This is a genomic window from Corynebacterium sp. HMSC05E07 (assembly GCF_001807225.1).
Taxonomy (GTDB): Bacteria; Actinomycetota; Actinomycetes; order Mycobacteriales; family Mycobacteriaceae; genus Corynebacterium; species Corynebacterium singulare.
The window spans coordinates 127,138-151,317 of the sequence record NZ_KV788202.1; the positions used below are offsets into that span (position 1 = coordinate 127,138).

Annotated in this window: 24 protein-coding genes; 6 read left to right on the forward strand and 18 right to left on the reverse strand. The window is 59.5% G+C overall.

Annotation, left to right across the window (positions count from 1 at the left end; translation table 11 throughout):
* The first annotated feature begins 1 nt into the window (after position 1).
* The 3 genes from mtr (at position 2) to HMPREF3149_RS00810 (ending at position 2,576) form a co-directional block, all read left to right on the forward strand.
* The gene (gene mtr, locus HMPREF3149_RS00800) at positions 2–1,381 is read left to right on the forward strand and encodes a mycothione reductase (RefSeq protein ID WP_070535786.1); all 1,380 of its coding nucleotides are present in this window, start codon (positions 2–4) and stop codon (positions 1,379–1,381) included.
* Between the two features lie 337 nt (positions 1,382–1,718).
* The gene (locus HMPREF3149_RS00805; RefSeq protein ID WP_042531341.1) at positions 1,719–2,135 is read left to right on the forward strand and encodes a hypothetical protein; all 417 of its coding nucleotides are present in this window, start codon (positions 1,719–1,721) and stop codon (positions 2,133–2,135) included.
* A 42-nt stretch (positions 2,136–2,177) separates the two neighbouring features.
* Positions 2,178–2,576 (forward strand): hypothetical protein, encoded by a 399-nt coding sequence (locus tag HMPREF3149_RS00810; protein WP_042531343.1) that lies wholly within the window; start codon positions 2,178–2,180, stop codon positions 2,574–2,576.
* Positions 2,577–2,756: 180 nt separating this feature from the next.
* Here HMPREF3149_RS00810 and map read toward each other — a convergent pair whose 3' ends face one another.
* Genes map through dxr form a run of 5 tightly spaced genes read right to left on the reverse strand, consistent with a single transcriptional unit; the run spans position 2,757 to position 9,192 of the window.
* Positions 2,757–3,629 carry a type I methionyl aminopeptidase gene (gene map, locus HMPREF3149_RS00815; protein ID WP_042531345.1) on the reverse strand — a complete coding sequence of 291 codons (873 nt, stop codon included), beginning with the start codon at positions 3,627–3,629 and terminating at the stop codon, positions 2,757–2,759.
* Between the two features lie 32 nt (positions 3,630–3,661).
* Positions 3,662–5,524 (reverse strand): penicillin-binding transpeptidase domain-containing protein, encoded by a 1,863-nt coding sequence (locus HMPREF3149_RS00820; protein WP_070535789.1) that lies wholly within the window; start codon positions 5,522–5,524, stop codon positions 3,662–3,664.
* Between the two features lie 59 nt (positions 5,525–5,583).
* Positions 5,584–6,747, reverse strand: coding sequence for a flavodoxin-dependent (E)-4-hydroxy-3-methylbut-2-enyl-diphosphate synthase (ispG, locus tag HMPREF3149_RS00825; protein ID WP_070535791.1), 1,164 nt, complete (start codon positions 6,745–6,747; stop codon positions 5,584–5,586).
* A gap of 54 nt (positions 6,748–6,801) precedes the next feature.
* On the reverse strand, positions 6,802–8,010 hold the full coding sequence (locus HMPREF3149_RS00830) for a M50 family metallopeptidase (RefSeq protein ID WP_070535794.1): 1,209 nt from the start codon (positions 8,008–8,010) through the stop codon (positions 6,802–6,804).
* 15 nt (positions 8,011–8,025) lie between these two features.
* Entirely contained in the window at positions 8,026–9,192 is a 1,167-nt protein-coding gene (gene dxr / locus HMPREF3149_RS00835; RefSeq protein WP_070535797.1) for a 1-deoxy-D-xylulose-5-phosphate reductoisomerase, read from the reverse strand.
* 180 nt (positions 9,193–9,372) lie between these two features.
* Between dxr and HMPREF3149_RS00840 the strand changes: the two genes are divergently transcribed.
* Positions 9,373–9,861 (forward strand): DUF2631 domain-containing protein, encoded by a 489-nt coding sequence (locus tag HMPREF3149_RS00840; RefSeq protein ID WP_070535800.1) that lies wholly within the window; start codon positions 9,373–9,375, stop codon positions 9,859–9,861.
* A 101-nt stretch (positions 9,862–9,962) separates the two neighbouring features.
* On the opposite strand, the gene HMPREF3149_RS00845 is transcribed toward HMPREF3149_RS00840, so the two are convergent.
* The 3 genes from HMPREF3149_RS00845 to rlmN form a co-directional block, all read right to left on the reverse strand.
* The gene (locus HMPREF3149_RS00845; protein ID WP_070535803.1) at positions 9,963–11,549 is read right to left on the reverse strand and encodes an ABC transporter permease; all 1,587 of its coding nucleotides are present in this window, start codon (positions 11,547–11,549) and stop codon (positions 9,963–9,965) included.
* Entirely contained in the window at positions 11,549–12,379 is an 831-nt protein-coding gene (locus tag HMPREF3149_RS00850) for an ABC transporter ATP-binding protein (RefSeq protein ID WP_042531358.1), read from the reverse strand. Before HMPREF3149_RS00850 ends, HMPREF3149_RS00845 begins: the two co-directional genes overlap by 1 nt.
* Positions 12,380–12,466: 87 nt before the next feature.
* Entirely contained in the window at positions 12,467–13,573 is a 1,107-nt protein-coding gene (rlmN, locus tag HMPREF3149_RS00855; RefSeq protein ID WP_070536083.1) for a dual-specificity RNA methyltransferase RlmN, read from the reverse strand.
* A gap of 93 nt (positions 13,574–13,666) precedes the next feature.
* Between rlmN and HMPREF3149_RS00860 the strand changes: the two genes are divergently transcribed.
* Positions 13,667–14,140 (forward strand): LapA family protein, encoded by a 474-nt coding sequence (locus tag HMPREF3149_RS00860; RefSeq protein WP_042531359.1) that lies wholly within the window; start codon positions 13,667–13,669, stop codon positions 14,138–14,140.
* Between the two features lie 14 nt (positions 14,141–14,154).
* On the opposite strand, the gene HMPREF3149_RS00865 is transcribed toward HMPREF3149_RS00860, so the two are convergent.
* The 5 genes from HMPREF3149_RS00865 to rpsB all read right to left on the reverse strand — a co-directional run bounded on the left by HMPREF3149_RS00865 (position 14,155) and on the right by rpsB (position 18,626).
* Positions 14,155–15,009: a phosphatidate cytidylyltransferase gene (locus tag HMPREF3149_RS00865; protein ID WP_201773999.1), complete on the reverse strand. Its 855-nt coding sequence runs from the start codon at positions 15,007–15,009 to the stop codon at positions 14,155–14,157.
* Positions 15,010–15,139: 130 nt separating this feature from the next.
* Complete coding sequence (frr, locus tag HMPREF3149_RS00870; protein WP_042531361.1) at positions 15,140–15,697, reverse strand: ribosome recycling factor; 558 nt, start codon at positions 15,695–15,697, stop codon at positions 15,140–15,142.
* A gap of 71 nt (positions 15,698–15,768) precedes the next feature.
* On the reverse strand, positions 15,769–16,506 hold the full coding sequence (pyrH, locus tag HMPREF3149_RS00875) for a UMP kinase (RefSeq protein ID WP_042531363.1): 738 nt from the start codon (positions 16,504–16,506) through the stop codon (positions 15,769–15,771).
* A gap of 232 nt (positions 16,507–16,738) precedes the next feature.
* Entirely contained in the window at positions 16,739–17,551 is an 813-nt protein-coding gene (tsf, locus tag HMPREF3149_RS00880; protein WP_070535806.1) for a translation elongation factor Ts, read from the reverse strand.
* A gap of 247 nt (positions 17,552–17,798) precedes the next feature.
* Positions 17,799–18,626, reverse strand: coding sequence for a 30S ribosomal protein S2 (rpsB, locus tag HMPREF3149_RS00885; RefSeq protein ID WP_042531367.1), 828 nt, complete (start codon positions 18,624–18,626; stop codon positions 17,799–17,801).
* Positions 18,627–19,056: 430 nt separating this feature from the next.
* Between rpsB and HMPREF3149_RS00890 the strand changes: the two genes are divergently transcribed.
* On the forward strand, positions 19,057–19,575 hold the full coding sequence (locus HMPREF3149_RS00890) for a M23 family metallopeptidase (protein WP_042531368.1): 519 nt from the start codon (positions 19,057–19,059) through the stop codon (positions 19,573–19,575).
* Here the strand turns inward: HMPREF3149_RS00890 and HMPREF3149_RS00895 are convergent.
* From HMPREF3149_RS00895 to HMPREF3149_RS00915, 5 genes are all read right to left on the reverse strand, one after another.
* Positions 19,538–20,449: a tyrosine recombinase XerC gene (locus HMPREF3149_RS00895; RefSeq protein WP_042531370.1), complete on the reverse strand. Its 912-nt coding sequence runs from the start codon at positions 20,447–20,449 to the stop codon at positions 19,538–19,540. The genes HMPREF3149_RS00890 and HMPREF3149_RS00895 overlap by 38 nt on opposite strands.
* Positions 20,450–20,464: 15 nt before the next feature.
* Positions 20,465–21,643 (reverse strand): DNA-processing protein DprA, encoded by a 1,179-nt coding sequence (gene dprA, locus HMPREF3149_RS00900; RefSeq protein ID WP_042531373.1) that lies wholly within the window; start codon positions 21,641–21,643, stop codon positions 20,465–20,467.
* Positions 21,640–23,163, reverse strand: coding sequence for a YifB family Mg chelatase-like AAA ATPase (locus HMPREF3149_RS00905; protein WP_070535808.1), 1,524 nt, complete (start codon positions 23,161–23,163; stop codon positions 21,640–21,642). Before HMPREF3149_RS00905 ends, dprA begins: the two co-directional genes overlap by 4 nt.
* Positions 23,150–23,572, reverse strand: coding sequence for a YraN family protein (locus HMPREF3149_RS00910; protein WP_042531376.1), 423 nt, complete (start codon positions 23,570–23,572; stop codon positions 23,150–23,152). Before HMPREF3149_RS00910 ends, HMPREF3149_RS00905 begins: the two co-directional genes overlap by 14 nt.
* 249 nt (positions 23,573–23,821) lie before the next feature.
* The gene (locus HMPREF3149_RS00915) at positions 23,822–24,127 is read right to left on the reverse strand and encodes a DUF2469 domain-containing protein (protein WP_005528899.1); all 306 of its coding nucleotides are present in this window, start codon (positions 24,125–24,127) and stop codon (positions 23,822–23,824) included.
* Positions 24,128–24,180: the final 53 nt, after the last annotated feature.

Sequence of the window (24,180 nt, forward strand, 5' to 3'; positions counted from 1 at the left end):
AATGGCATCTATGACTACCCCACAGCACTTTGACCTCGTCATCATCGGCACCGGCTCCGGAAATTCCATTCCTTCGCCTGACCTTGATGACAAAAGCATCGCCATCATTGAGAAGGGAACATTCGGCGGTACCTGCCTTAACGTCGGCTGCATCCCCACAAAGATGTACGTTTATGCCGCCGACGTTGCTCTCGCAGCCCGCGAGAGCGAACGCCTCGGGGTCAGCGCCCATGTAGATGCAGTGGATTGGAACGGCATCGTCGAACGCGTCTTCCACAACCGCATCGACCAGATCGCCGAGGGGGGCGAAGCGTACCGGCGCGGCGATGAGACTCCCAACATCACGGTTTTTGACCAGCACGCTCGCTTCATTGGCCCGAAGACTCTCCAGTGCGGTGACGACATCATCACCGGCGAACAGATTGTTATCGCCGCCGGATCGCGGCCGATTCTTCCTGAGCCGTATGCAAGCACCCCAGTCCCCGTCCACACCAACGAAGACATCATGCGGTTGCCCCAGCAGCCAAAGAGCCTCATCATCGTCGGCGGAGGCTTCATCGCAATGGAGTTTGCCCACGTCTTCGACGGCTTGGGCACGGAGGTTACCGTGGTCAACCGTTCCGAACAACTCCTTCGCTTCCTCGACGAGGATGTGAGCACACGGTTCACTGAGATCGCCCGCGAACGCTTTAATGTCCATACCGGCACCGGAACGGCCCTCGAATCCGACGGAAAGGGCGTTCGCCTCACGCTTGATGACGGAACTGTCCTTGCAGCCGATGCCATCCTCGTCGCCACGGGCCGCCGTCCCAATGGCGACCAGATGGATCTCGGGGCCAGTGGCATTGAGGTGCGCAGCGATGGTCGCATCAAGGTCGATAACTTTGGCCGCACCACGTGCGATGGCGTCTGGGCCCTTGGAGATGTCTCCTCACCGTATATGCTCAAGCACGTTGCGAACGCTGAGCAGCGTGCAGTCCAGCACAACCTTCTCCACCCAGAGGACTTGCGCGCTATGCCGCACAAGCACGTCCCTTCAGCCATCTTTACTCACCCACAGATTGCCACGGTGGGCCTCACAGAAGCACAAGCCCGCGAGCAGGGCTACGAGGTCACGGTTAAGATCCAGAACTTCGGGGATGTTGCCTACGGCTGGGCTATGGAGGACTCGACGGGAATCTGCAAGCTGGTCGCTGACCGTGCATCAGGAAAACTCCTCGGAGCCCACATCATGGGACCGCAAGCTTCGACGCTGATTCAGCAGCTCATCACCGCGATGGCATATGGCATCGACATGCGGAGCTTTGCCCGTTCACAGTATTGGATCCACCCGGCCCTGCCCGAGGTCGTAGAAAATGCTGTACTCGGCCTCGAGTGGTAAATAGATTCACCGCTGTGATGCATTTCACTTCACAGGGAATGCTGCCACGTAACCATTGGTAAATCGCACGGTATGCCACCCTTTACAACGGTAACTTCTCACAGCGTACGTCCAGAACCCAACTACATTTGGGGGGTAACAAGCACCCCTACCAAGGTAAATATTCCAACAAACGTGCATTTTGAGTAGCTGTTGGCTACGTTTTATACAGACACCGGAATGAGTCGATGCTCTCACCGGCTCAGTGTGTTCTGGGGATACCAACTCATCCCTATCCCTGTGAATCTAGGCATCTCCACTAGGAGACCTTGAACGTACGACTTTAAGGACATTTGATATGCGTATCCGCAATGCAGCCCTCGCCGGCGCTACCGCTCTCGCAGTTGTCTTCGGCGGCACCACCGTTGCCACCGCAGCTACTTTCGACGGCTCCAACACCACCACCGCCATCAACGACGCTGAGTCTGGCCAGCCATACGACAAGCCGGAGGGCTCCCTGTCCTCCAAGGTTGGCGGCCAGTTCAACATCTCTGAGGACGACAACATTGGCACCAAGGCCAACGGCCGTGCCCTCTTCGGTTCTTCCAAGTCCGAGTACGGCGACGCTGATGAGTCTCGCCCGACGGAGACCTTCGAGGGTCAGCCGACCTGGGCCAAGACCGCTTACGGTGTTGGCGTTGCTAGCGCAGTCGCTTCCGTCATGGGCCTCATCGGCGTCGTTTACAACTTCTTCGTCCACGGCCCGTCCTTCTAAGACGTCTGACTCACACACACTTTTCCGAAAGGCTTAAACTTCATGCGTAACTTCCGCACCGCCGCCGTTGCTGCTGCAACCGCCGCTTCCGTTGCTTTCGCTGGCACCTCCGTTGCTTTCGCAGCTGAGACCGAGGAGACCACCCTCTCCTCCGAGCTCTCCTCCGCAAACGACAAGGTCCAGGCTGACGACAGCGACGCCACCCTGTCCTCCAAGTGGGGCGACGCTACCGACGCTGACCAGGACGTAGCTGGCGCCGATCTCTTCGGCGAGAACGTTGCTGATGACACCACCAACCCGACCTGGGCTAAGGCTGCTCGCGAGGGCCTCTACGCTTCCCTCGGCACCGCTATTGCTGGCGCCCTGTTCGCTGCCTACAACTTCGCTGTGTACAACCACATCGTTCCGGCACACGTTCTGGATCCGTTCTTCCGCCGCTAATTCTTTAGCGCCGTAAACAGCGCCCCACTCCATTCCGGAGTGGGGCGCTTTTACTCTTCAAGGCCCAAGGCAAGGACCCTAACTGACGCAGATCTTGAACTCGCCGCCAAAATCTAGCGGATCTGCGTCAGTTAGGGCCCTTGGGTTACTTAGTTGGTTTGGTGTGCCAGCGGTTAGCTCTTAGTCAAGCTCACCCGGCAGGGTGAGGATTTCATTGCCGTCCTCAGTGATGACGATGGTGTGCTCGAACTGCGCCGTGAACTTGCCATCAGTGTTCTGCACGGTCCAACCGTTGTCCCAGATTTCATAGTCGAGGGAGCCAAGGTTAATCATCGGCTCAATCGTCAGGGTCATCCCCGGCTCCAAGACGTCGCGATAGGTCATGGAGTCGTAGTGCAGGACGACGAGTCCATTGTGGAAGGTTGGGCCCACACCATGGCCGGTAAAGTCTGTCACCACGTTGTACCCAAAGCGCTTGGCGTAGGACTCGATGACACGGCCAATAACGTTAATCTCACGGCCGGCCTTCGCTACCTTGATGCCGCGCATCATTGCTTCCTTGGTGCGCTCCACAAGCAGCTTGTGCTCCTCAGAAACGTTGCCAGCCAAGAAAGTGGCGTTCGTATCACCATGGACTCCGTTCTTGAAGGCGGTGACATCAATATTGACGATGTCACCGTCCTCAATCACCGTCGTATCCGGGATACCGTGGCAGACAATCTCGTTGAGGGACACACAGCACGACTTCGGGAAACCCAGGTATCCCAGTGTGGAGGGGTAAGCACCATGGTCACACATGTACTCGTGAGCCACACGGTCCACCTCATCCGTGGTAACACCAGGTGCTACGGCCTTGCCAGCTTCTTGGAGGGCGTTGGCAGCAATACGGGATGCCTCACGCATTGCTTCGATGACCTCCGGGGTCTGGATGAAGGGCTCGCCTTGGGCCTCCTGCACCGTGTCCTTCCACACGTATTCAGGGCGCTCGATGTCCTTCGGAACTGTGCGGATAGGAGTATCTTTTTCTTGCTTCAGCTTCGCGCGCGTAGTCATGACTACCCATGGTAGCCCTGTAGCCTCAAGGCTCACAAAGGCGGCTGCTGTTCCCCGGCCACGGGTAAGTCGCCGTGACCTTCAGCGCGATATTCATCGAGACGCTGGAGGAAATTATCCGTGATGTTGACCGAAATAGTGGAGCCACCGCCTAGCACTACGAGCGTGGCGAACGCGATGTCGTCGTCACGGTAACCGGTGAACCACGCGTGTGATCCTTCGTTGATTTCCGCCTCACCGGTCTTGCCATAGATAGTGCCCCCGGCTTGCATACCTGCAGCTGTACCGCCGACGACCACTTGGCGCATCATGTCGCGCACCTGATTAATCGTTTCTGGACTGGGCGGTTCGACTTGTTCAGAGGTTTTTGTCTTGTGGGACTCGATGAAGGTAGGCGTAGGCGTCTTGCCGGCCGCGACAGTAGAGGACACAAGCGCCATGCCAAAAGGAGAGGCAAGGTCAAGGCCCTGACCGTAACCGGCCTCAGTACGGTCCAGAGGCGTCTCCCCTTCTGGAATGGAACCCGTCACCGTCGACAAGCCAGGAATCTCGTAGTCGATGCCCAAACCAAATTGCTTGCTAATCTTCTGCAGTTCACCTTTGTCCATGTTCGTTGAAATCTCAGCAAATGTGGTGTTGCAGGATTGAGCAAAAGCTTCGCGCAGCGTTACAGAACCCAGCGAGAACCCGTTGTAGTTCGTCACGATGCGCCCGTACAGGTCCTTGGTTCCGGGACACGGCACGATGGAATCGGGGTTGAGCCCGTGCTTGTCGACGCTCCCCGCGGCCGTAACAATCTTAAACCCCGAGCCCGGAGGGTACTGGCCCTGCAGGGCAATATTACCCTTCTTATCGGCTTCAGGAGTCTGGGCTACCGCGAGAATCTCGCCAGTCGATGGCCGCATGGCAACAATCATCGCTTCATACTCTGAGCGCAGATTAACTGCTTCTTGGGCCGCGCGCTGCACGTCGTAGTCCAGCGATACCTTAATGGACGGAGCGGCCTCAGGCTCGTGATATTCGACATCGGACAGCGCAGCACCATGTTCGTTCACCACGGACACAGACCATCCGTTAGTGCCGTTAACCTCTTCGGAGACCATGGAGCGAACACGGGCGAGAATATCTGGTGCGAGGCCAGTATCGCGGGTTATGAGTGCCGGTTCTTCGTTGAAACGAATGCCCTTCTGATTCTCCAACGCTGGGCGAACTCGACCGACTTGCGCATCGCTGAGGACGGCGACCGAGTAGGACCCATCTACCTCGCCCATCTTCTCTGCTAGCTCACCTGCATCCACCTCGGGAATCGACTCATCGTCACGGTGAGCCTGACCCAGAGCGCTAGAAATCTTAGCCGCGAGCGGGCGCAAATCCCCCGCCGCATCGGTATCGACAACCAGGCGGTACTGCAGGCCGGGTGACATCAGCTCCACGCCATCAGAAGACACGACACCAGCCCGCTTCGGAGCAATAGAACGCAGCTCAAGGTGCTGGTGCGCACCCAAATCAGGATGCACAATGCTGGGCTGCCAGCGCACCGTCCATTCCTTGTCCTTGCGGGTCAAGGGCATGGACGTGTCATAGCGCAAGGTACGGTCACGCGGCAGGGTCCATGTCACGGAATAATGAGCGGTGGCGCGGGCATCCTCTTGTTCGACGCCAGTCAGCTCCACGTCGAGTCCCTCGGCTTGAAGGCCAGCAAAGGTGGCGTCGAGGGTTGAGGTGGCGGTCGAGGGATCGTCGATAAGCGCGGCGAGTTCCTCGTTGTTGCGGGTCTCCATGTCCTCGAGGAACTGCTCGGCCACAGGTTCCGCCGAGACCGGCTTCGGAGTGCAGGCAACCACCGAGGACGCCGCGATACTTACTGCGCCCAGCAGCGCCACCAACCTCTTCATGTTTGGGCAGTGTAGCAGGTGGAGGCGACACGACGGCCGCCCCACACCGCGAAAGGTGCTTACTGAGTGACGCGAACCTCAGCCTTGGCGCCCTCGACGGCTTCAAGGCCCTGCTCCTCAGCCAGACGCATGGCTTCCTCGATGAGGGTTTCCACAATCTTGGACTCAGGGACGGTCTTGATGACCTCACCTTTGACGAAGATTTGGCCCTTACCGTTACCAGAGGCCACACCGAGATCGGCGTCGCGTGCCTCGCCGGGACCATTCACAACACATCCCATGACGGCCACACGCAGCGGGAACTCCATGCCATCGAGACCTTCGGTGACCTCGTTGGCCAGCTTGTACACGTCCACCTGGGCGCGTCCGCAGGACGGGCACGACACAATTTCCAGCTTGCGGGGACGCAGGTTCAGCGACTGCAGAATCTGGTCTCCCACCTTGATCTCCTCTACCGGATCTGCGGACAGCGACACACGGATGGTGTCGCCGATACCCTCAGCCAACAGCGCGCCAAAAGCGACGGAGGATTTGATAGTGCCCTGGAAAGCCGGGCCTGCCTCAGTCACACCGAGGTGCAGCGGGTAATCAGACTGCGCAGCTAGCTGGCGATAAGCCTCCACCATGATGACTGGATCATTGTGCTTCACGGAGATGGCGATGTCGCCGTAGCCGTGCTCTTCAAAGAGGCCGGCCTCCCAGAGTGCAGACTCCACAAGTGCTTCTGGAGTGGCCTTGCCGTACTTGTCCATAATGCGCTTATCCAGCGAACCAGCGTTAACGCCGATGCGGATCGGGATGCCGGCATCACCTGCAGCCTTAGCCACTTCTTTGACGCGTCCATCAAATTCCTTGATGTTACCCGGGTTGACGCGCACGGCAGCACAACCGGCATCAATGGCAGCAAAAATATACTTGGGCTGGAAATGGATATCCGCGATGACCGGGATCGGCGATTTCTTCGCAATTGCGGGCAAAGCTTCCGCGTCTACCGTCTTCGGGCAGGCCACGCGAACGATGTCACAGCCACTGGCCGTAAGCTGCGCGATCTGCTGCAGGGTGGCGTTGACGTCGTGCGTCTTCGTCGTCGTCATCGACTGCACGGAGATGGGGTGTTCTGAGCCCACGCCTACCTGGCCGACCATCAGCTGGCGCGTCTTGCGGCGCGGCGCCAAGGTGGGGGGTGGGCCGTCAGGGATTCCAAGACCGATGGGGGTCGACATGTGCGCTCCTTGGATAATCGGGGTTTAACGCCCCCACTCTAGCACCGCCTGCGCTCAGCCAAAGAGGCGAACCGGGTTGATCACATCGGCGATGATAATCAGAGCACCTACCGCCATGAGAAGGAACGCGAGGGCGTAGGTAATCGGCATGAGCTTGGTGTAATCCGCCGGGCCCTTCGGTTCCTTGCCCAAAAGGCGCCGCACGGCATCGCGCACCTTTTCGTACAGAATGACGGCGATATGGCCGCCGTCGAAAGGCGGGAGTGGAATGAGGTTGAACAGCGCAAGGAAGAAGTTCAGCGACGCCAGCATCATGAAGAAGTACGACCAGAGGCTGCGTTCCACGAGTTCACCGCCCACGCGGGAAGCGCCGACGACAGACATGGGTCCGTTGACATCGCGTTCTTGGCCGAAAATAGAGGCCACGACGCCGGGGATCTTCGCGGGGAACTGCGCAATGCCCTGCACCGTCGCATCGAGAACATGCCCTGTGTAGCGGGCAGTGGCGGGGAAGGCCTCAATAAAGGAGTAGGTCTCCACGATGTCGATGGTCTGGTTGGTCATACCGATAGCGCCAACAGTGACGAGCTCTCCCTCAGCATTAAGGCGCGTCACGGTGGCCAGTGGAATATCAAAATCCCGGATCGCACCATCGCGCTCCACCTCGAGAGTGACGGTCTCTCCTGGATGCTGCATGACAGAATCGCGCAATTGCCTAAAGGAGTCCATCGTCTCACCGTTGAGCGCCAGAACGATATCGCCAGGCTCGACGCCGGCCTCTCCCGCCGGCCCCATCCCCTGGCAGGGCTCGAGTTCGCCATCGATATTCTGGTCCGCGGCACAGGACACCTTACCCACACGTGGGCGCACATCCGCGTCCGGGTTCGGGAGGCCCGTGGTCATCGCGATGATGAGCAGAATGGTAAAGCCCAGCAAAAGATTGACCGTGATTCCGCCGGCCAGTACCATGACACGCTGCCACCACGGCTTCTTGTACATGGCATGGGGCTCTTCTTCCGCAGTGAGGAACTCGTCCTGAGCAGTCATGCCTGCGATATCGCAGAAACCACCGACAGGGAATGCCGCAAGTCCATATTCGGTGTGGCCGCGGCTAAACGACGCCACGCGAGGACCGAATCCGATAAAGAAGCGGCGCACGCGCATGCCAAAAGCACGCGCGGTGAGCATGTGACCGGCCTCGTGGAGCGCCACAGTAATGCCGATTCCGAGAGCAAAAAGAATGATGCCCAGGACGTTTGCCATAAGTGAGGGGGCTTTCTAATGAGCGAGTGAATCTACCAGCGCATTTGCGCGGCGGCGGGCCTCACCTTCCACGGTGAGGACGTCATCGACGGTTGAGGGTACACCAGCAAACTGCGCAGCCTCCCCAAGGACGTGGCTAACAACGTCAACAATCTCCGGGAAGTGAATCCGACCAGCAAGAAAGGCCGCAGCTGCCTCCTCATTCGCTGCGTTATACACGGCTGCATGTGTGCCTCCCGCAGCAGCCGCCTCTCGGGCAAGACGCACTGCGGGGAAAGCTTCATCATCCAGCGGCTCGAAGCGCCACTCATGCGCGGTGGAAAAGTCCAAAGCCGGTTGCGCCCCGGGCACGCGATGCGGCCAATCCAAGGCCAGGGAAATAGGCAGCTTCATGGACGGCGGGGAGCATTGGGCCATGGTGCAGCCGTCGGTAAAAGTCGCCATGGAATGAACGATGGACTGGGGATGGACCGTGACCTCGATGCTGTCCGCGGGGACGCCGAAAAGCAGCGTCGCCTCAATGAGCTCCAGCCCTTTGTTGACCAGCGTGGCAGAGTTCAGCGTGTTCATCTGCCCCATGGACCACGTCGGGTGCTGAGCAGCCTGCTGCGGGGTGACATCCCACATCTCGTCCCGGGTCCAGCCACGGAAAGGACCACCGGAAGCGGTGAGGACCAGGTGATCGAGTTCTGCCCCGCTGCCCGCGCGTAAGGCCTGCGCCATCGCGGAGTGCTCAGAGTCAACGGGAACAATCTGGCCGTCGGTGGCCAAGCGGGTCACGATGGAGCCGCCCGCCACCAAGGATTCCTTGTTGGCTAACGCCAGCACCTCCCCCTTCTCCAGGGTGGCAATGGTGGACTTCAGCCCCATCGAGCCCACCAGCGCATTGAGGACCTTGTCTGCATCGACGGTCTGAACGAGCTGCTCTGCGGAGTCCGGGCCGGAGAGCACGGTACCGCCGAGTGCATCGGAGACCTCACGTGCCGCCTCTGGCTTTGCGACGGCCACGTGGTCAAACGAAAGATTGAGAGCACGGGCTTGCTCGATGACCAGCTGCGGATTCGAGCCGCCGGCGGCGATACCGACGACCGTAAATTTTTCCGGGTTATCTGCGATAACCTCCAGTGCCTGGGTGCCGATCGAGCCAGTAGATCCGAGAATAAGAATGCGTTGGGTACTCACCCTGTTAACCCTAGTCGGAGTAGCACGATGGCCGAAGATAATCCCGCGGGGGTGTTTAATCGCGGTTGGCGGCGGGATGTTTTAAACTACTACACAGAATAACTGGCATTTTCGTGCGCTTACCTCAACTAGATTCCGCTAGTCCTGCGGTGAGCTGCGTGTACAGACAAAGGAGAGTAAGTGTCTTCCCACAAGCCGGCATCGCAGGTTTTCGACGGCATATCCACTGACGACGTCCCGTCTGCAGGTTTTGGCTGGTCCCGCATCAGCCGCTCGGGCGTTCAGATCGCTGGCTGGATTTCTGTCCTGTTCCTGCTGGCCTACAACTTCGGTAACCACAAGGGCCACGTGGAGACCATCTGGCTCATTGCCCTTGCCGTAGTTATCGCTCTCGGTTTGGTGATTTACGCTTTGCAGCCGAAGCTCTCCCAGGTTCGCACCCTGACCGCCCGCAACAAGCCGGTGGGCCACCAGGAGCCGGACTGGGCCTACGAGCAGAAGACCGTTCACAACGTCTACGCGGCTCTGACCGATGATGAGCTGCGCGCCCTCAACATTGAGCCGTCCCGCCTCACTCACCTGCGCGGCACCTCTGCTGCTGCGACCACCGGTGTCGATGCCACCCCGGTATCCAGCGGCCGCCATGCCGCCAAGCCGGTTTCTCAGTAAGAGAAATCGCCTCACAAACACAGCTCCCCCGCTTTCCACGATGAGTGGAAACGGGGGAGCTTTTCTTGTGCGCACGTCATTGATGCCCACACACAAGGATGCTAGCTCACGTAGTGATCAACCTTGGAGTAGATCTCGGGCATGTGCTTGTCCGCGTAGTTTCCGGCCAGTCGCCACACCACGACGTAGGCAATCACCGGGAAAAGCAGGGACACAACAGGCCCCACAAAGAGCGGCCAGCCATGGTCATAGGCCATCCACGAAACAATAATGCCCGGCACCACCGGCATCCAAGCGAGGAGCATGCCGGCAAACGCTGCGAGGAAAGCGCCACCCGAATAACCAGACTTGTCATTCCAGCGATTGGCCCCCGGCTCCGACAGAGGATAGGGATTGAGCACGGTAAGCCCCATGCTGATGGCGGCCGTTGAAATAAAGGTACCGATGCCCACCGCTACTGCCAACGCTGCGATGCGTGTGTCCTCAGCACAGATAATGATAATCAGCGCTACGACGAGGTGGACTGCGAAAGGGCCCACGATGTGGGCAAGATGCCGGGCGTGCAAAATGGTGTGCGGGGGAACTGGTGCGACCATGCTCACCCAGTTCGACGGACCGTCAAATCCATAATCGTTGGCCAGGATGGTCGACATCATGACGGCGCTGAAACAGAACATAAAGAAGGCCACGAAGTCATCGCCGCGCCACAGCTGGTAAAAAACAAAGATGGCGAACAAAGGCAGCACGACAATCATGCCCATAAGGCGCCTATCACGGCGAATATAGCGCAATGCGCGAGTGAACTCCATCGCGGCTGGACTCGTATACGACCACGTGCCAAGCTCAAAAGCTGACACTCCCTCCCCTGTTACTTCGGCGGTATGCTCGCTGCCGGCCTCGGGGTTCTGCATGACCCTGGCAACCTGCCCCGCCCACAGCCAGAACAGCGCAACAACGGTGAGAACCGCGATCAGTAGTTGGGCTAAGGCGGCGATGAGGTTACCAGCGGCAAGCGAAAGCCCCCACCCCACCGCAGCACCGAATGGCGTCCAGGCGGCGATGGAACCCATGACTCCGAGAGAGGGAAGGGTCTCCAGCACAGATTGCAATTGAAGGATGCCGTACACGAGCAGGCCGATGACGATCATCACAGCGACTTGGACGCCCGCTTTTTGGGAGTTAGCAATGGCGGAGGCAATGAATCCCACGCACTCGCCAAAGACAATGGTGGTGATACATGCCAGAATCATGCCGACGACAAAGGGAAACGCGTACAAAGCCGCTCCCTGCAGCACAAGTATGATGGCTCCGGCCACCGCATACACCGTGGAAAAGAGTACCGACAAAAGTGCACGAGTCGTCAGCACACTAGCCCAGAGCAGTCCCGGGTACACCTCCTTTGGGGTCAGCGGAAGCGCACCGAGTGTGGACGGTGATAGCTGGTTCTCCCCCGCCGGCATGAAGATGGCGAGCACAACGTAGATGAGCATGCCGCCGGCTGCTCCAAGGGTCAGGGAATGATAGCCATTGCCTGGCTCTGACATGTCCGTCCACGCCATCAGGAGCAGGCTGACTACTCCGATAAAGCCGTACAAGGCCATCATCAGCATCATCATGATGGACGAAGCATTGGAGGACACACTGCGCCACCACAAAGTGCGATGGAGTCGGAAGAGTGTTGAGGTCATTACTCCCCTCCCTCTGCATCGTGCATGCCTTGTGACGGTGAGCGCAGCCATCCAAACTTCGAGGCATCCAAGTCGCGCCCGCCCACGGCCGCGATGAACAGGTCAGAAAGGCTCTGCCCTTGCCGCACATCATCGACGTGGCCGGCAGTAATGACCTGCCCGCCGTTAATGATGGCGACGTGGTCACACACGCCTTCAACCAGCTCCATGACATGTGAGGACAGAATCACCGTGCCGCCGCGCGAGGCATACGCACGCAACAGCTGCTGGATAAGCCGTCCCGACACCGGGTCCACCGCTTCTAGCGGTTCGTCGAGGATGAGAACCTCTGGGTTGTGGAGGACAGCACCAGCCAAGAGGATCTTTTTCGTCATTCCGGCGGAATAATCCACGATGCGTTTGTCGGCGGCGTCGGCGAGGGAGAGGGCGTCGAGAAGCTCCTGCGCACGACGCAGGGACTCCTCACGATCCAGCTTGCGCAGCGCACCCAAGTAGTGGAGATACTCGGCGCCAGTCAGGCGGTCGAAGACAGGAGCACCATCCATGAGCAGACCCATGGACTGCTTGGCTGGGATGGGCTCTGCCCACACGTCATGGCCAGCGATAAAGCTCTGACCGGCGTCGGGGCGCTGCAGGCCACAGGCCATGGTGAGCATGGTGGTCTTACCTGCACCATTCGGCCCCACTATTCCATAGATGGAGCCGCGCGGAACATCGAGGTTGAGGTGATTGACGGCTATCTGATTACCAAAGGATTTGCAGAAGTCGCGTACGGCCAAAGCCTGGCTTCGCGGATCCGGCACAAGTGTCTCGCGATAAGGGTGAGTCATAGCCCTTAACGATATCAAGCATCAACAGTGTCGCGTTGTCTCACATCGTCAACGCGACACCATTGTTAGACAACTGTAAGCCGTTGGTTACGCAGTCTCCCGTTCATCAGCTGCCAGCTGGCCGCAGGCCGCGGCAATCTCATCGCCCTTAGTGTCGCGCACCGTGCAGGGCACGCCTTGAGCGATGACGCGACGAACGAACTCATCCTGGCGTGCCTTCGGCGCTGCATCCCACTCGGAGCCCGGGGTGGGGTTGAGCGGAATGACGTTCACGTGAACCTTGGAACCCAGCGCTGCATGCAGTTTCTGGCCCAACATATCCGCTCGGAAGTCCTGGTCATTCTTGTCACGGATAAGCGCATACTCAATAGAGACGCGGCGGCCAGACTTATCGGCATAGTAGCGGGCGGCATCGAGCACATCGTCGACCGGCCAGCGGTTGTTAACGGGTACGAGGCTATCGCGCAGTTCATCATCCGGTGTGTGCAGAGATACGGCCAAGGTGCAGGCTAGGTCTTCATCGGCCAGCTTGCGGATAGCCGGCGCCAGACCCACTGTAGACACGGTGACGTTGCGCTGAGACAGTCCGAAACCAGTGAGGTCCTGGCCGGTTATCTGGCGAACAGCCTGGACTACGCGCTTGTAGTTGGCCAGCGGCTCGCCCATGCCCATGAACACGACGTTGCTCAGGCGACCGCCCTCTGCTTCCATGAGGCGGGCAGCGTGACGGAACTGTTCGACGATTTCGGCGGTCGAGAGGTTCCGGTCGAGGCCTCCCTGACCCGTGGCGCAGAAGGGGCACGCCATACCGCAGCCAGCCTGCGAAGAAATACACAAAGTGGCGCGGCCTGGGTAACGCATAAGCACCGACTCCAGCATCGTGCCATCGTGCAGACGCCAGAGGGACTTGGTGGTTTCACCATCGTCCGTAGAGGTCTGGCGAATGGGCGTCATGAGCTCCGGGAAGAGCTTCTCCTGGACGGCCTCACGGGACGCGGCCGGGATATCCGTCATTTCGGAGACGTCAGCAGTGTGGTGGACGTAGTAGTGCTTGGCCAGCTGCTTGGCTCGGAACTTGGGCAGGCCAAGTTCGGCGAGTGCCTCGATGCGCTCGTCCTCGGTCAAGTCCGCGAAGTGCTTCGGGGGTAGACCGCGACGCGGAGCGGAGAAATTCAGTTTCAGTGGTTCAGCCATGGTGAAGCCCATTTTCCACGTTTTTAGCCACATTATCCAATCGAAGTACCGCTGAAGTGGCGAAAGTGACATGTTGACCTATTTAATAGATGTATGACAAATCCCGAGAATCGCTCTGAAGACTTCCGCCCCACGTCCGGTACGTTCCCTGAGAATGAATCACTCACGGACAATGACGCACAAACCCCTAGCTACGACACCACTGGCTCAGCGGAACCAACCCCGAGCGCCGTTGAGTACGATGCGCCCGCAACCACCCCGGCATCCACCACTGAGACGTCCCCGGCAACCACCACAGACGGGTCCGATGGCAAGGTAAAGGGCTCCTTCGCCGCCAGCACCTGGATTGCCCTCATCGTGGGCTTCCTGCTCCTCATCGTGCTGATCATCTTCATTCTTCAGAACCAGCATGAGGTACCGCTAAACTTCCTCAACTGGTCCGTCGAGTTCCCGGCCGGCGTCACGTACCTGATCTGCGCGATTGCGGGTGCGCTCATCATGGCGCTCGTCGGTGGCTGGCGCATGTTCGAGCTGCGCCGTCAGGTGCGCAAGCAGGCCAAGCGCTAAACAACAAACAGACGCTACGGCGTGAGGGTGGTCAGAAAACTCATGGCCACCCACGTCACCATTGCGGACGGCAGCATGCCGTCAAGGCGGTCCATGATGCCGCCGTGTCCTGGCAGAAGAGCCGACATATCCTTGATTCCCAGTTCGCGCTTGAACTGTGACTCCACCAGATCGCCCAAGGTAGCGCAAAACACGAGGCCGAGGCCCATGAGGGCGCCCACCCAGGGGGTGTGGTGCAGCAGAAAAGCAAAGCACAGCGCGCCGGTCACAGTGCCAAAAATGACCGAGCCGGCGAAGCCTTCCCAGGATTTCTTAGGACTTACCGCGGGGGCCATAGGGTGTGAGCCAAACATAACGCCAGCGATGAAGCCGCCGGTATCGGAGGCTACGACGCAGAGCATGAACACCACGATTGACGCCGCTCCTGAGGCAAAGGGCGTCTCCACCCGAGACAGCATTGCCGCGAAGGTTCCGAAGAGGGGAATCCAGGTCAGCACGAAGATACCGACGGACATATCGCGAAGATAGTTAATCGGTGGGCGGTGCCGCCCATTGTGGAAAAGACGGCCAAACATGAGCGCCAAAACAGCCACCACGTAGACCGCTACGAGCCCCGGGGCGTTGAGAAACCACGACACCCACACCATCGCCTGGCCCAGGACGATAAGCAGCGTGCGTGGTACCTGGTAGGAATGCTCCCGAAGACGGGTGAGAACCTCCCACATGGCCACACCAAGGGCCGCAGCGACAACGAGATACCACACAAAGGGCCCGGCCCAGACCGCGAAAACAACGAGTGCGCCCAGTCCCACTCCGACGCCAATGGCGGCGGGCAGATCACGGCCCGCGCTATTTTTTGGCTTGGGCATTCGGCGGGTATGCCGCGAGTGCTCAGTGGTCACGCTAGCTCCTTGTCACGTGGTGGGTTCCTACACAGAAAAGGCCGCCGTGCTGGTCGGTGCCTTGGCGCGGCGGCAAATCGGAGTTCATTAAAGGAGGTTAAACCTCCATGAGCTCCTCTTCCTTGTTGGCGACGAGCTTGTCCACCTGGTCGATGTAGCCGGAGGTGATCTTCTCCATCTCCTTCTCGGCGGCGATGACTTCATCCTCGCCTGCATCGCCATCTTTCTGAAGCTTCTTGAGTTGCTCCATGGCCTTGCGGCGGATGTTGCGAATAGCAATCTTGCCATCCTCGCCCTTGCTCTTGGCCATCTTGACCATGTCGCGGCGGCGCTCCTCAGTCAGCTGCGGCACGGTGACGCGCAGTACCTGGCCGTCATTAGTCGGGTTAACACCAAGATCCGAGTTACGGATAGCGTTCTCGATCTCGTGAATCATGGACTGCTCGTAGGGCTTGATGAGCAGCATGCGCGGCTCCGGAACAGAGATGGTGGCCATCTGCGTAATCGGGGTCGGAGCGCCGTAGTAGTCAGCCACCAGGCCGTTAAACATGGAGGGGTTCGCACGGCCGGTGCGGATGGTGAGAAGCTGCTCGCGGGCGTGCTCCACCGAGGCGGTCATGTGCTCTTCTGCTTCGAGCTGGATCTCGTCGATCATGAGGGTTTACAACTCCCTTGAAATAGTTAAAAGTTCTGGGAAAGAATCTAGCAGGTCGCGGCTGGTTTGTACTAAGACTGGACTAGCGTGCCGATCTTCTCACCATTGACAGCGCGCTTGATGTTGCCTTCGGTGAGGAGGTTGAACACCAGCATCGGCATGTTGTTGTCCATGCAGAGGCTGAATGCGGTGGCATCAGCCACCTTCAAGCCCTTCTCGATGACCTCACGCGGGGTAATTTCGGAATAGAGCTCCGCATCCGGGTTAGTGCGCGGATCTGCCGAATACACACCGTCAACGGCCTTAGCCAAGAAAAGAACCTCTGCGCCAATTTCCAGAGCGCGCTGTGCAGCGGTGGTATCGGTAGAGAAATACGGCATACCCATGCCGGCGCCGAAGATGACGACTCGGCCCTTTTCCAGGTGGCGGTCAGCTCGCAGCGGCAGGTAGGGCTCCGCAATCTGCGCCATGTTAATGGAGGTCTGAACGCGGCAGTCAATGCCCTGCTGGGAGAGGAAATCTTGGAGTGCTAGGGAGTTCATGACGGTGCCGAGCATGCCCATGTAGTCAGAGCGGGCACGGTCCATACCGCGCTGGGAGAGTTCGGCGCCTCGGAAGAAGTTGCCTCCGCCGATGACAACGGCAATCTCGGTGCCTTGACTGGCCACCTCAGCGATCTGGCGGGCGACGTTTTCCACAACGTCGGGGTCAATGCCGACCTTGCCTCCGCCGAACATCTCACCGCCCAGCTTGAGCATGACTCGCTTGTATCCGGTTCGCTTCGATTCAGGGGTGGTCACGGCCTTCATCGTCTCCTTCACGCGTGGCGGTGCTCCAAATTGAGCATCCGAGGTAAGCACTTGAATTATTCTGTTCCATCTTAACCATAGGTGCCGTCGTCATAAATATTCACCCGCGCCTGTCCCCACGCAGTGCTTGGCGACGCCCCCAAACGACAACGTCCCCCTCTCTCTCATCCCAGCAGACGCGGGAGGGAGTAAGGGGGACGCGCGCTAAAAGCACGTGATGCTTAGAGAGGGCTTAGGCGCCTACCTCGTAGCGAACGAAGCTCTTGATGGTGGTGCCGGCTTCCTCAGCAACCTGCTTGACGGTCTTCTTGGAGTCAGACAGGGAAGCCTGCTCAAGCAGAACGACGGACTTGTAGAAGCCGTTGAGACGGCCTTCCACGATCTTCGGCAGGGCAGCCTCCGGCTTGCCCTCCTCGCGGGTGGTAGCCTCAGCGATTTCGCGCTCCTTCTCCACGATTTCAGCCGGGACATCCTCGCGGGTGAGGTACTCAGCGTTCATCGCAGCAATCTGCAGGGCCGCAGCGTGTGCGCCCTCTTCGTTGCCCTCGTAGGACACGAGAACACCCACTGCCGGCGGCAGGTCAGCGGAACGCTGGTGCAGGTAGACAGCAACGTTGTCGCCCTCGATGGTGACAGCGCGGCGTGCCTGCAGCTTCTCACCGGTCTTTGCGGACTCCTCGTCAACGACCTCGGAGACCTTCTTGCCGTCGAGTTCAAGGTTGTTCAGCTCCTCGCCGGAGTTGACCTTGGCCTCGCCAGCTGCTGCGGCGATCTTGGTAGCGAAAGCCTTGAAGGCATCATTCTTAGCTACAAAGTCGGTCTCACAGTTGATTTCGACCATGGTGTTGCCGGATACGGCAACGAGGCCTTCGGTAGCCTCGCGCTCAGCGCGCTTGGATACGTTCTTTGCACCCTTGATGCGCAGGTACTCGACAGCCTTGTCGTAGTCACCCTGAGACTCGTCGAGGGCCTTCTTGCAATCGAGCATGCCGGCGCCGGTAGCCTCGCGCAATGCCTTAACGTCTGCAGCAGTGTAGTTCGCCATAGTTGGAGCGTTCCTCCTTGGAATTAAACGGTATTCGATGAAACAGCGTAGCTGAATCGCTACCACCACGTCGCGTTGAGGGGGTGTTAGTGATTCTTCAACTCCCCCGCGAGGGTAACGCGTGGAACACCACGCGGCACAGTGTGCATGTGGTGGCGTGTCACACGCCTTGGTCGGGCGCGTGAGAAAAGCCCCCATCGCCGCGGGTGATAAATACCACGCGGTGCGGGGGCTTAGGGGACGCAGATTACTCTGCGGACTTCTCGGCGTCCTCAGCCTTGTCGGCGGAGGCCGGGTCGGAAGCTGCGGCAGCCTCAGCGGCGTCGCGAGCGTCCTTCTCAGCGGAATCGCCAGCGGCTTCCTTAGCCTGTGCAAGCTGGCGCTCCTCACGGGCCTTCTTGCCCTCTTCCACTGCGGTAGCAATGATGCCGGAGAGCAGCTTGGTGGCGCGGATAGCGTCATCGTTGCCCGGGATCGGGAAGTTGACCTCATCCGGATCGCAGTTGGTGTCCAGGATGGCCACAACCGGAATGTTGAGCTTGTGAGCTTCCTTGACCGCGATGTGCTCCTTGTTGGTGTCAACGATCCACAGTGCGGACGGAGCCTTGCTCATTTCGGCGATGCCGCCCAGAACGCGCTCAAGCTTGATGCGCTCGCGGTTCAGCATGAGAACTTCCTTCTTGGTGCGGCCCTTGTAGCCGTCCTCAGCGGCATCCATGGCCTGCAGCTCCTTCATGCGCTTGAGGCGCTTGGAGACAGTCTGGAAGTTGGTGAGCATACCGCCCAGCCAGCGGTGGTTCACGTACGGCATGCCAACGCGGGTTGCCTCTTCAGCAACTGCTTCCTGAGCCTGCTTCTTGGTGCCCACGAAAAGGATGGTGCCACCGTGCGCAACGGTCTCCTTGACGAACTCGAAGGCCTCATCGATGTAGGTCAGCGTCTGCTGCAGGTCGATGATGTAGATGCCGTTACGGTCGGTGAAGATGTAGCGCTTCATCTTCGGGTTCCAGCGACGGGTCTGGTGGCCGAAGTGGACACCAGCGTCGAGGAGCTCGCGCATGGTTACAACTGCCATGATTCGCTCGCTTTCTTTTAGGTTGTTTCGGTTTTACAAAAATTGTGCGGTGTTTTATTCCGCACCCTAGCAACGAAGGCCCAGGCCAACACCCCATTTACATGGGGACCACGTCAACCACGGACTGTCTCTCCCTTAACCCAGGAAGCGACTACTTCGCCGCGCGTAGTCAATCCGATGTTCCTACCTTTATGCTCCGAGGACATCGTGCCCGAAGGGAAGCACAAGCACAGTGAACACAGACTGCTGACGGCCAGCTTAATACCGCAACCATGAGGAGTCCAAAACGACAGGCCTATTTTCACATGCTCTTTGTTGAAGGTTTCACACAGTTCTTCACTGCTTCACCATAAGCACCATCGTTGACATGTTATCCACAGGGCATCGCTGCCTTCTTCCCTCAATGTCACCCCACAGTCATGCTGAGAGCATGGTTCACCGCCTTCATCCTCTCACCGTCACCGTCGCGCTTGTTGTCGTTCTCTGGTCGGCGCTTATCGCCGTACCCCTCTCCGCCGCCTTCGTCGATCCCACTACCGGGACACCCACCGCCACGCAAGTTGTCCGTGGCTTCGAACCACCAGAAAAGCGTTGGCTGGCCGGCCACCGTGGAGTGGATCTGGCCTTACCCGTAGGCGGCAAGGTACGAACCGCGGGCGATGGCGTCGTGCACTTCGCTGGTTCCGTGGCCGGCACACCAGTGGTGTCTATCGCGCACGCTAACGGTATCCGCACGACTTACCAGCCCGTCCACGCGCGGGTGGAAAAGGGCGACCACGTGAGCGAAGGACAGGTTATCGGGACTCTCGCACCTTCCGTCGATGGCTATCCTGGGCTGCATTGGGGAGCTATTGAAGGCCGCGACGACTACATTGATCCACTGAGTCTGCTGGGAGAACCCATCATTCGACTCAAGCCCGTGGGTGGGATTGCGCGTACACGTCCTTGAGACGCTGTGCCGAGACGTGCGTATAGACCTGCGTTGTTTGGAGCGATGAGTGGCCCAATAATTCCTGGACCATACGAAGATCCGCGCCGCCTTCTAATAAATGCGTTGCCGCGGAGTGTCTCAGGCCGTGCGGAGTAAGCCCCGAGGCACCACTAACCTGGGCGGCACGCTCAACAACACGCCGAACTTGACGGGCATCAATGCGGCCGCCACGAGTTCCTACGAACATTGCTTCTGTCTGCCCCGCTAACTGGGCACGGCCGGCAGAAAGCCACGCGGTGAGCGCGTCGGCAGCCGCCTCGCCAAAAGGCACAACGCGTTGCTTGTTTCCTTTACCTGTCACGCGTGCGGTACGGCGTGAGAGGTCAACATCGTCCACGTCAAGGCCCACGATCTCGGCTACACGCACGCCAGTGGCATAGAGAAATTCGAGCATGGCACTGTCACGCAAATAGTGAACCTCGTCCGAAGAGACCGCATTGCCCATCAGCTCGCCAGCTGCAGTGGGAGACATGACCGTGGGCAGATGCTTGCCTACTTTTGGTGTAACAAGACGTTGGGCAACATCAGCGTCAAGATGACCTTCGCGCGCCGCCCACGCCGAGAACGCACGCACGGAAGCAGTGCGCCGTGCCAGCGTGGAGCGCGATTTACCCTCTTCAACGCCTTGGGCTAGCCACGCACGCAGGGAGCTCAATGTGAAAGACTGAAAATCAGGCACGCTGCAAGCCAAAAGCCGCAGATCGGAGCAGTATCCGCGCACGGTGGCCTCGGAACGGCCGCGTACGATGCGCTGGTGCTCGGCGAAATCCTCAATTGCCTCACCTAGCTGCCCACCTACGCGCCGCCCACTTCTTTCACTTGCGCCACTCATGACTCATAAGTCTACTCATGTGCGCTGCCACAGCGCCCCCGAGCGCGCTATCACCCCCATCTTTTGCATCGCCACGAGCAGGTGCACCGTTAAGGCAACCCGCATCCCCGCTGCAGCCGCGATGTCCTCAGCACTAGCGCCCGAATCCGCAGTTTCCGGAGGGGTCGAGTCATAAACCTTGAGTTCGTTGCGCGAGAGGCGCTGCACTGCCGTGGGTTGAAACTCCAATTCATACTGCCCCGCTGCGTCCACGGCTCCGGCTTGCCCCACCAAGCCGCGCACTTCATCAGCCGAGGCGACCAACTGGGCGCGCCCTTCTTGGATGCGCTGGTGGCACCCTAGCGACCCAGACGTCGTTATCGGCCCTGGTACCGCCATGGCCACTCGCCCCAAAGCTTCGGCCCAGTTCAACGTGTTCAGTGCCCCTGAGCGAAAACCAGCTTCCACCACGACGGTTCCAGCAGTCATCGCCGCCACGAGGCGATTGCGAGAGAGGAATCGGAATCGCTGCGGCCGCGTTCCCGGCGCGAACTCCGACACCACGCAACCAGAACCGGCGATCTGCTTGAAAAGTGAGGCATTGCGCGCCGGGTAGGAAATATCAATGCCGCAGGCAGCCACGGCCACGGTCTGCCCGCCAGCTTCCACAGCGGCCTCGTGTACCGCGGTATCCACGCCTACTGCCCCGCCGGAAACCACCGTCCACTGGTGTGAGGCTAATCCGCCAGCGAGGAGACGGCTAGCTTCCCATCCATAGCGGCTTATCGCCCGAGTGCCAACCAACGCCACCGACTGTGCCAATGTCTCACGCAGATTGCTGCCGCGTACCCACAGGCTGTGGGGTGGCACCGCTTGATCGTCAAAGGTCGCAGGAGCATCCACCACGCCTTGTTGATAGAAACCGAAAGCACTGGAGAATTCCTCGCCTGGCCACTCGGTATCCTCCGGAGTAATGAGTCTAGCCCCTACCGCCTCGGCAGCAGCTAGGTCCTCCTCTTGGCGGAGCCAGTCACGGCGCGACGCCGTGGTCTGACGCAGCGGACCTATCCAATCCTCTCCCTTGTAGATTCCATGCGCGATTTCCTCCGCTGGATAGTGGGTAAGCAATCCATGAAGTACGGGGGACGGGCCTTCCACCACGCGGTTAAGGTAGGCCCACGTGTGCTGGGGCGTCGACAGATTGAGCTCGCTCATGCCGCCAACCTTTCAATAGTGCCGGAGCCACGCAAATCGAGCGCTCTACTGACATGGTCGAGGTCCGGGCGCTGTGAACCTTCCAGATCCGCCAACGTCCAGGCCAGGCGCAGAACGCGGTCGACTCCGCGTTGGCTCAGCTCTCCTTCGGCCAGGTAGGCCGCGAGCATGACCATAGCGGACTCCGCCGCAGGCCGGTGGCGGCGCAAATAGGATGCCGGCACCGCTCCATTGATGAGTACGTCGAGCCCATCGGATGCCCACCGTTGGGCCATACGCTCGCGGGCCATCGCCACGCGCTCAGCAATCACCGCTGAGGTCTCCTCCCCTTCGGCATTGAGCACGGCTGATTGTCCTGACAGTGACACCACGATGTCGAGACGATCCCGCAGCGGTCCCGACAGATTAGAGAGATAGTTCATTCTGTCGACTGATCTACATTCGCAGCGTGCCGGGTCCTCTGTACCGCACCGACACGGATTCGCCGCGAGTACAAGCTGGAACCGTGCAGGGAAGGTTACTTCCCGGCGCGCCCGCGCGAGCCGTACCTGGCCTTCCTCCAGAGGTGCCCGCAACCCATCGAGAACCTGGGCGGGAACCTCACTGACCTCATCGAGAAAGAGAACGCCGTGATGCGCCAGGCTCACCGCGCCGGGCCGTGGCCTACCTGAACCCCCGCCGATCAGCGCCGCCCTGGTCACTGAGGCATGCGGAGCAATAAAGGGGGCACGTGAAATGACTGTTCCCACTGAACCCGCTACTGAATGAATAGCCGTGGCTTCGACCGCTTGATCCGTGGTCAGGCGCGGAAGGATGCTCGGCAAGCGGGAGGCGATCATGGACTTGCCGGAGCCAGGTGGGCCCACCATCATGACGTGGTGGCCGCCGGCTGCAGCAACCTCCGCTGCCCACTTTGCCTCCTTTTGCCCAGCAATCTCACTGAAGTCAGCTAATTCTTCGCGCACAGGCACCACGTCGCGCGCAACGTGCTCTGCCGCTGGCAAGCAATCATTGCCGCATGCCCAGGCAAAAGCATCCCACAGGGTCTCTGCCACCAGTACCCGCATGCCTGGCACAAGCGCTGCCTCGGCAGCATTGCCCGGCGGGATAATGAGCGTGTCATAGCCCTGTGAACGGGCGGCCAGCAGTGCGGGGATAATTCCAGAGACCGGCCGGACACGTCCATCAAGTCCTAGTTCTCCTAGGACAATAGTGCCGTTGAGCCGGCAATTCTCGGCTTGCCCCGCAGCCAGGATGGCCAACGCCATGGGCAAATCGAAGTGTGCGCCTGCCTTCGGTAAGGAAGCCGGAGACATAGACACAACCACCTTGGTTTTCGGCCAGGGCAGGCGTGAATTACTCACCGCGGTGCGGATGCGGTCACGGGACTCAGAAATTGCAGCGTCGCCTAAGCCCACCACATGAACCCCAGGCAGCCCGGGGCCGACGTTGGCTTCCACAACCACGACTTTGGCCAGGACGCCATCGAGCGCAATGGTGTCGCATCTACCGAGAGCCATGCTCCACCCCCTGGAAGTACTCGACATCGAAGTCGGTGCCGGATTTCACTAGGCCGAGGACATCAAAGCGGATTTCGGAGATCGGCTTACCATCCAGCCACTGCGCGGCCGCCTTGCGTAGGCGCTGTAGCTTCCGTTTCGTCACTGATTCCGCCACGCCGTACTCGCGCGAGGCGCGGGTCTTGACCTCGACGAAAACGATGGTTCCATCTGGTTCTCGGACCACGAGGTCAATCTCGCCCACGCGATAGTGGACATTGGCGGCTATCACCTGGCTTCCGCGTGCCCGGTAGAAGTCGGCCGCGAATTTCTCACCAGCGCGCCCTAAAGCGTCCTTCGGACGCATAGTCTGCCCTATAGGCGCATGGAGGTCCCCAACGCGGGGCGTGGTCGCTGTAGATCTGGTCATGGAGGTGCTCCTTGGAGTGATCGTGTTCGTTGCACGCCGCAAGCACGACACAAGCACATTCCTTATGCCGTTAATCTCACGACACTGTCCAGAACACCCCAGTAACGCCCCTCCTGGCGAGGACCTGGCCCCAAGAAGCCATAGTTCTGTGGATAACTAGTCCGGGGTCACCGATTGAGCCCCCTCTCCCCGACGGTTATCCACACTCACCGCAGCCGAGCGAGGACTCAGCTGCTGCTGGCTACCTGCTTATTCCGGCAGCACGAAGTCGGGCTTGTCCAACTCTTCGATGTTGACGTCCTTGTACGTGATGACGCGGACATAGCGCACGAAACGCGCGGAGCGGTACATGTCCCATACCCACGCATCCGACATACGGACCTCGTAGTAAACATCTGGCCCCGAGGTATGCGGAATAAGCTCGACCGCGTTGGCCAGGTAAAACCTGCGTTCAGTCTCCACCACGTAGGAGAATTGGCTGACCACATCGCGATATTCGCGGTACAGTGACAGCTCGACTTCAGCCTCGTAGTTATCGAGTTCCTCAGCGCTCACGGCGTGCTTCTCCTTCGCTCACATGTCCGGTCGTTGTCACTCTTTCTGACAGA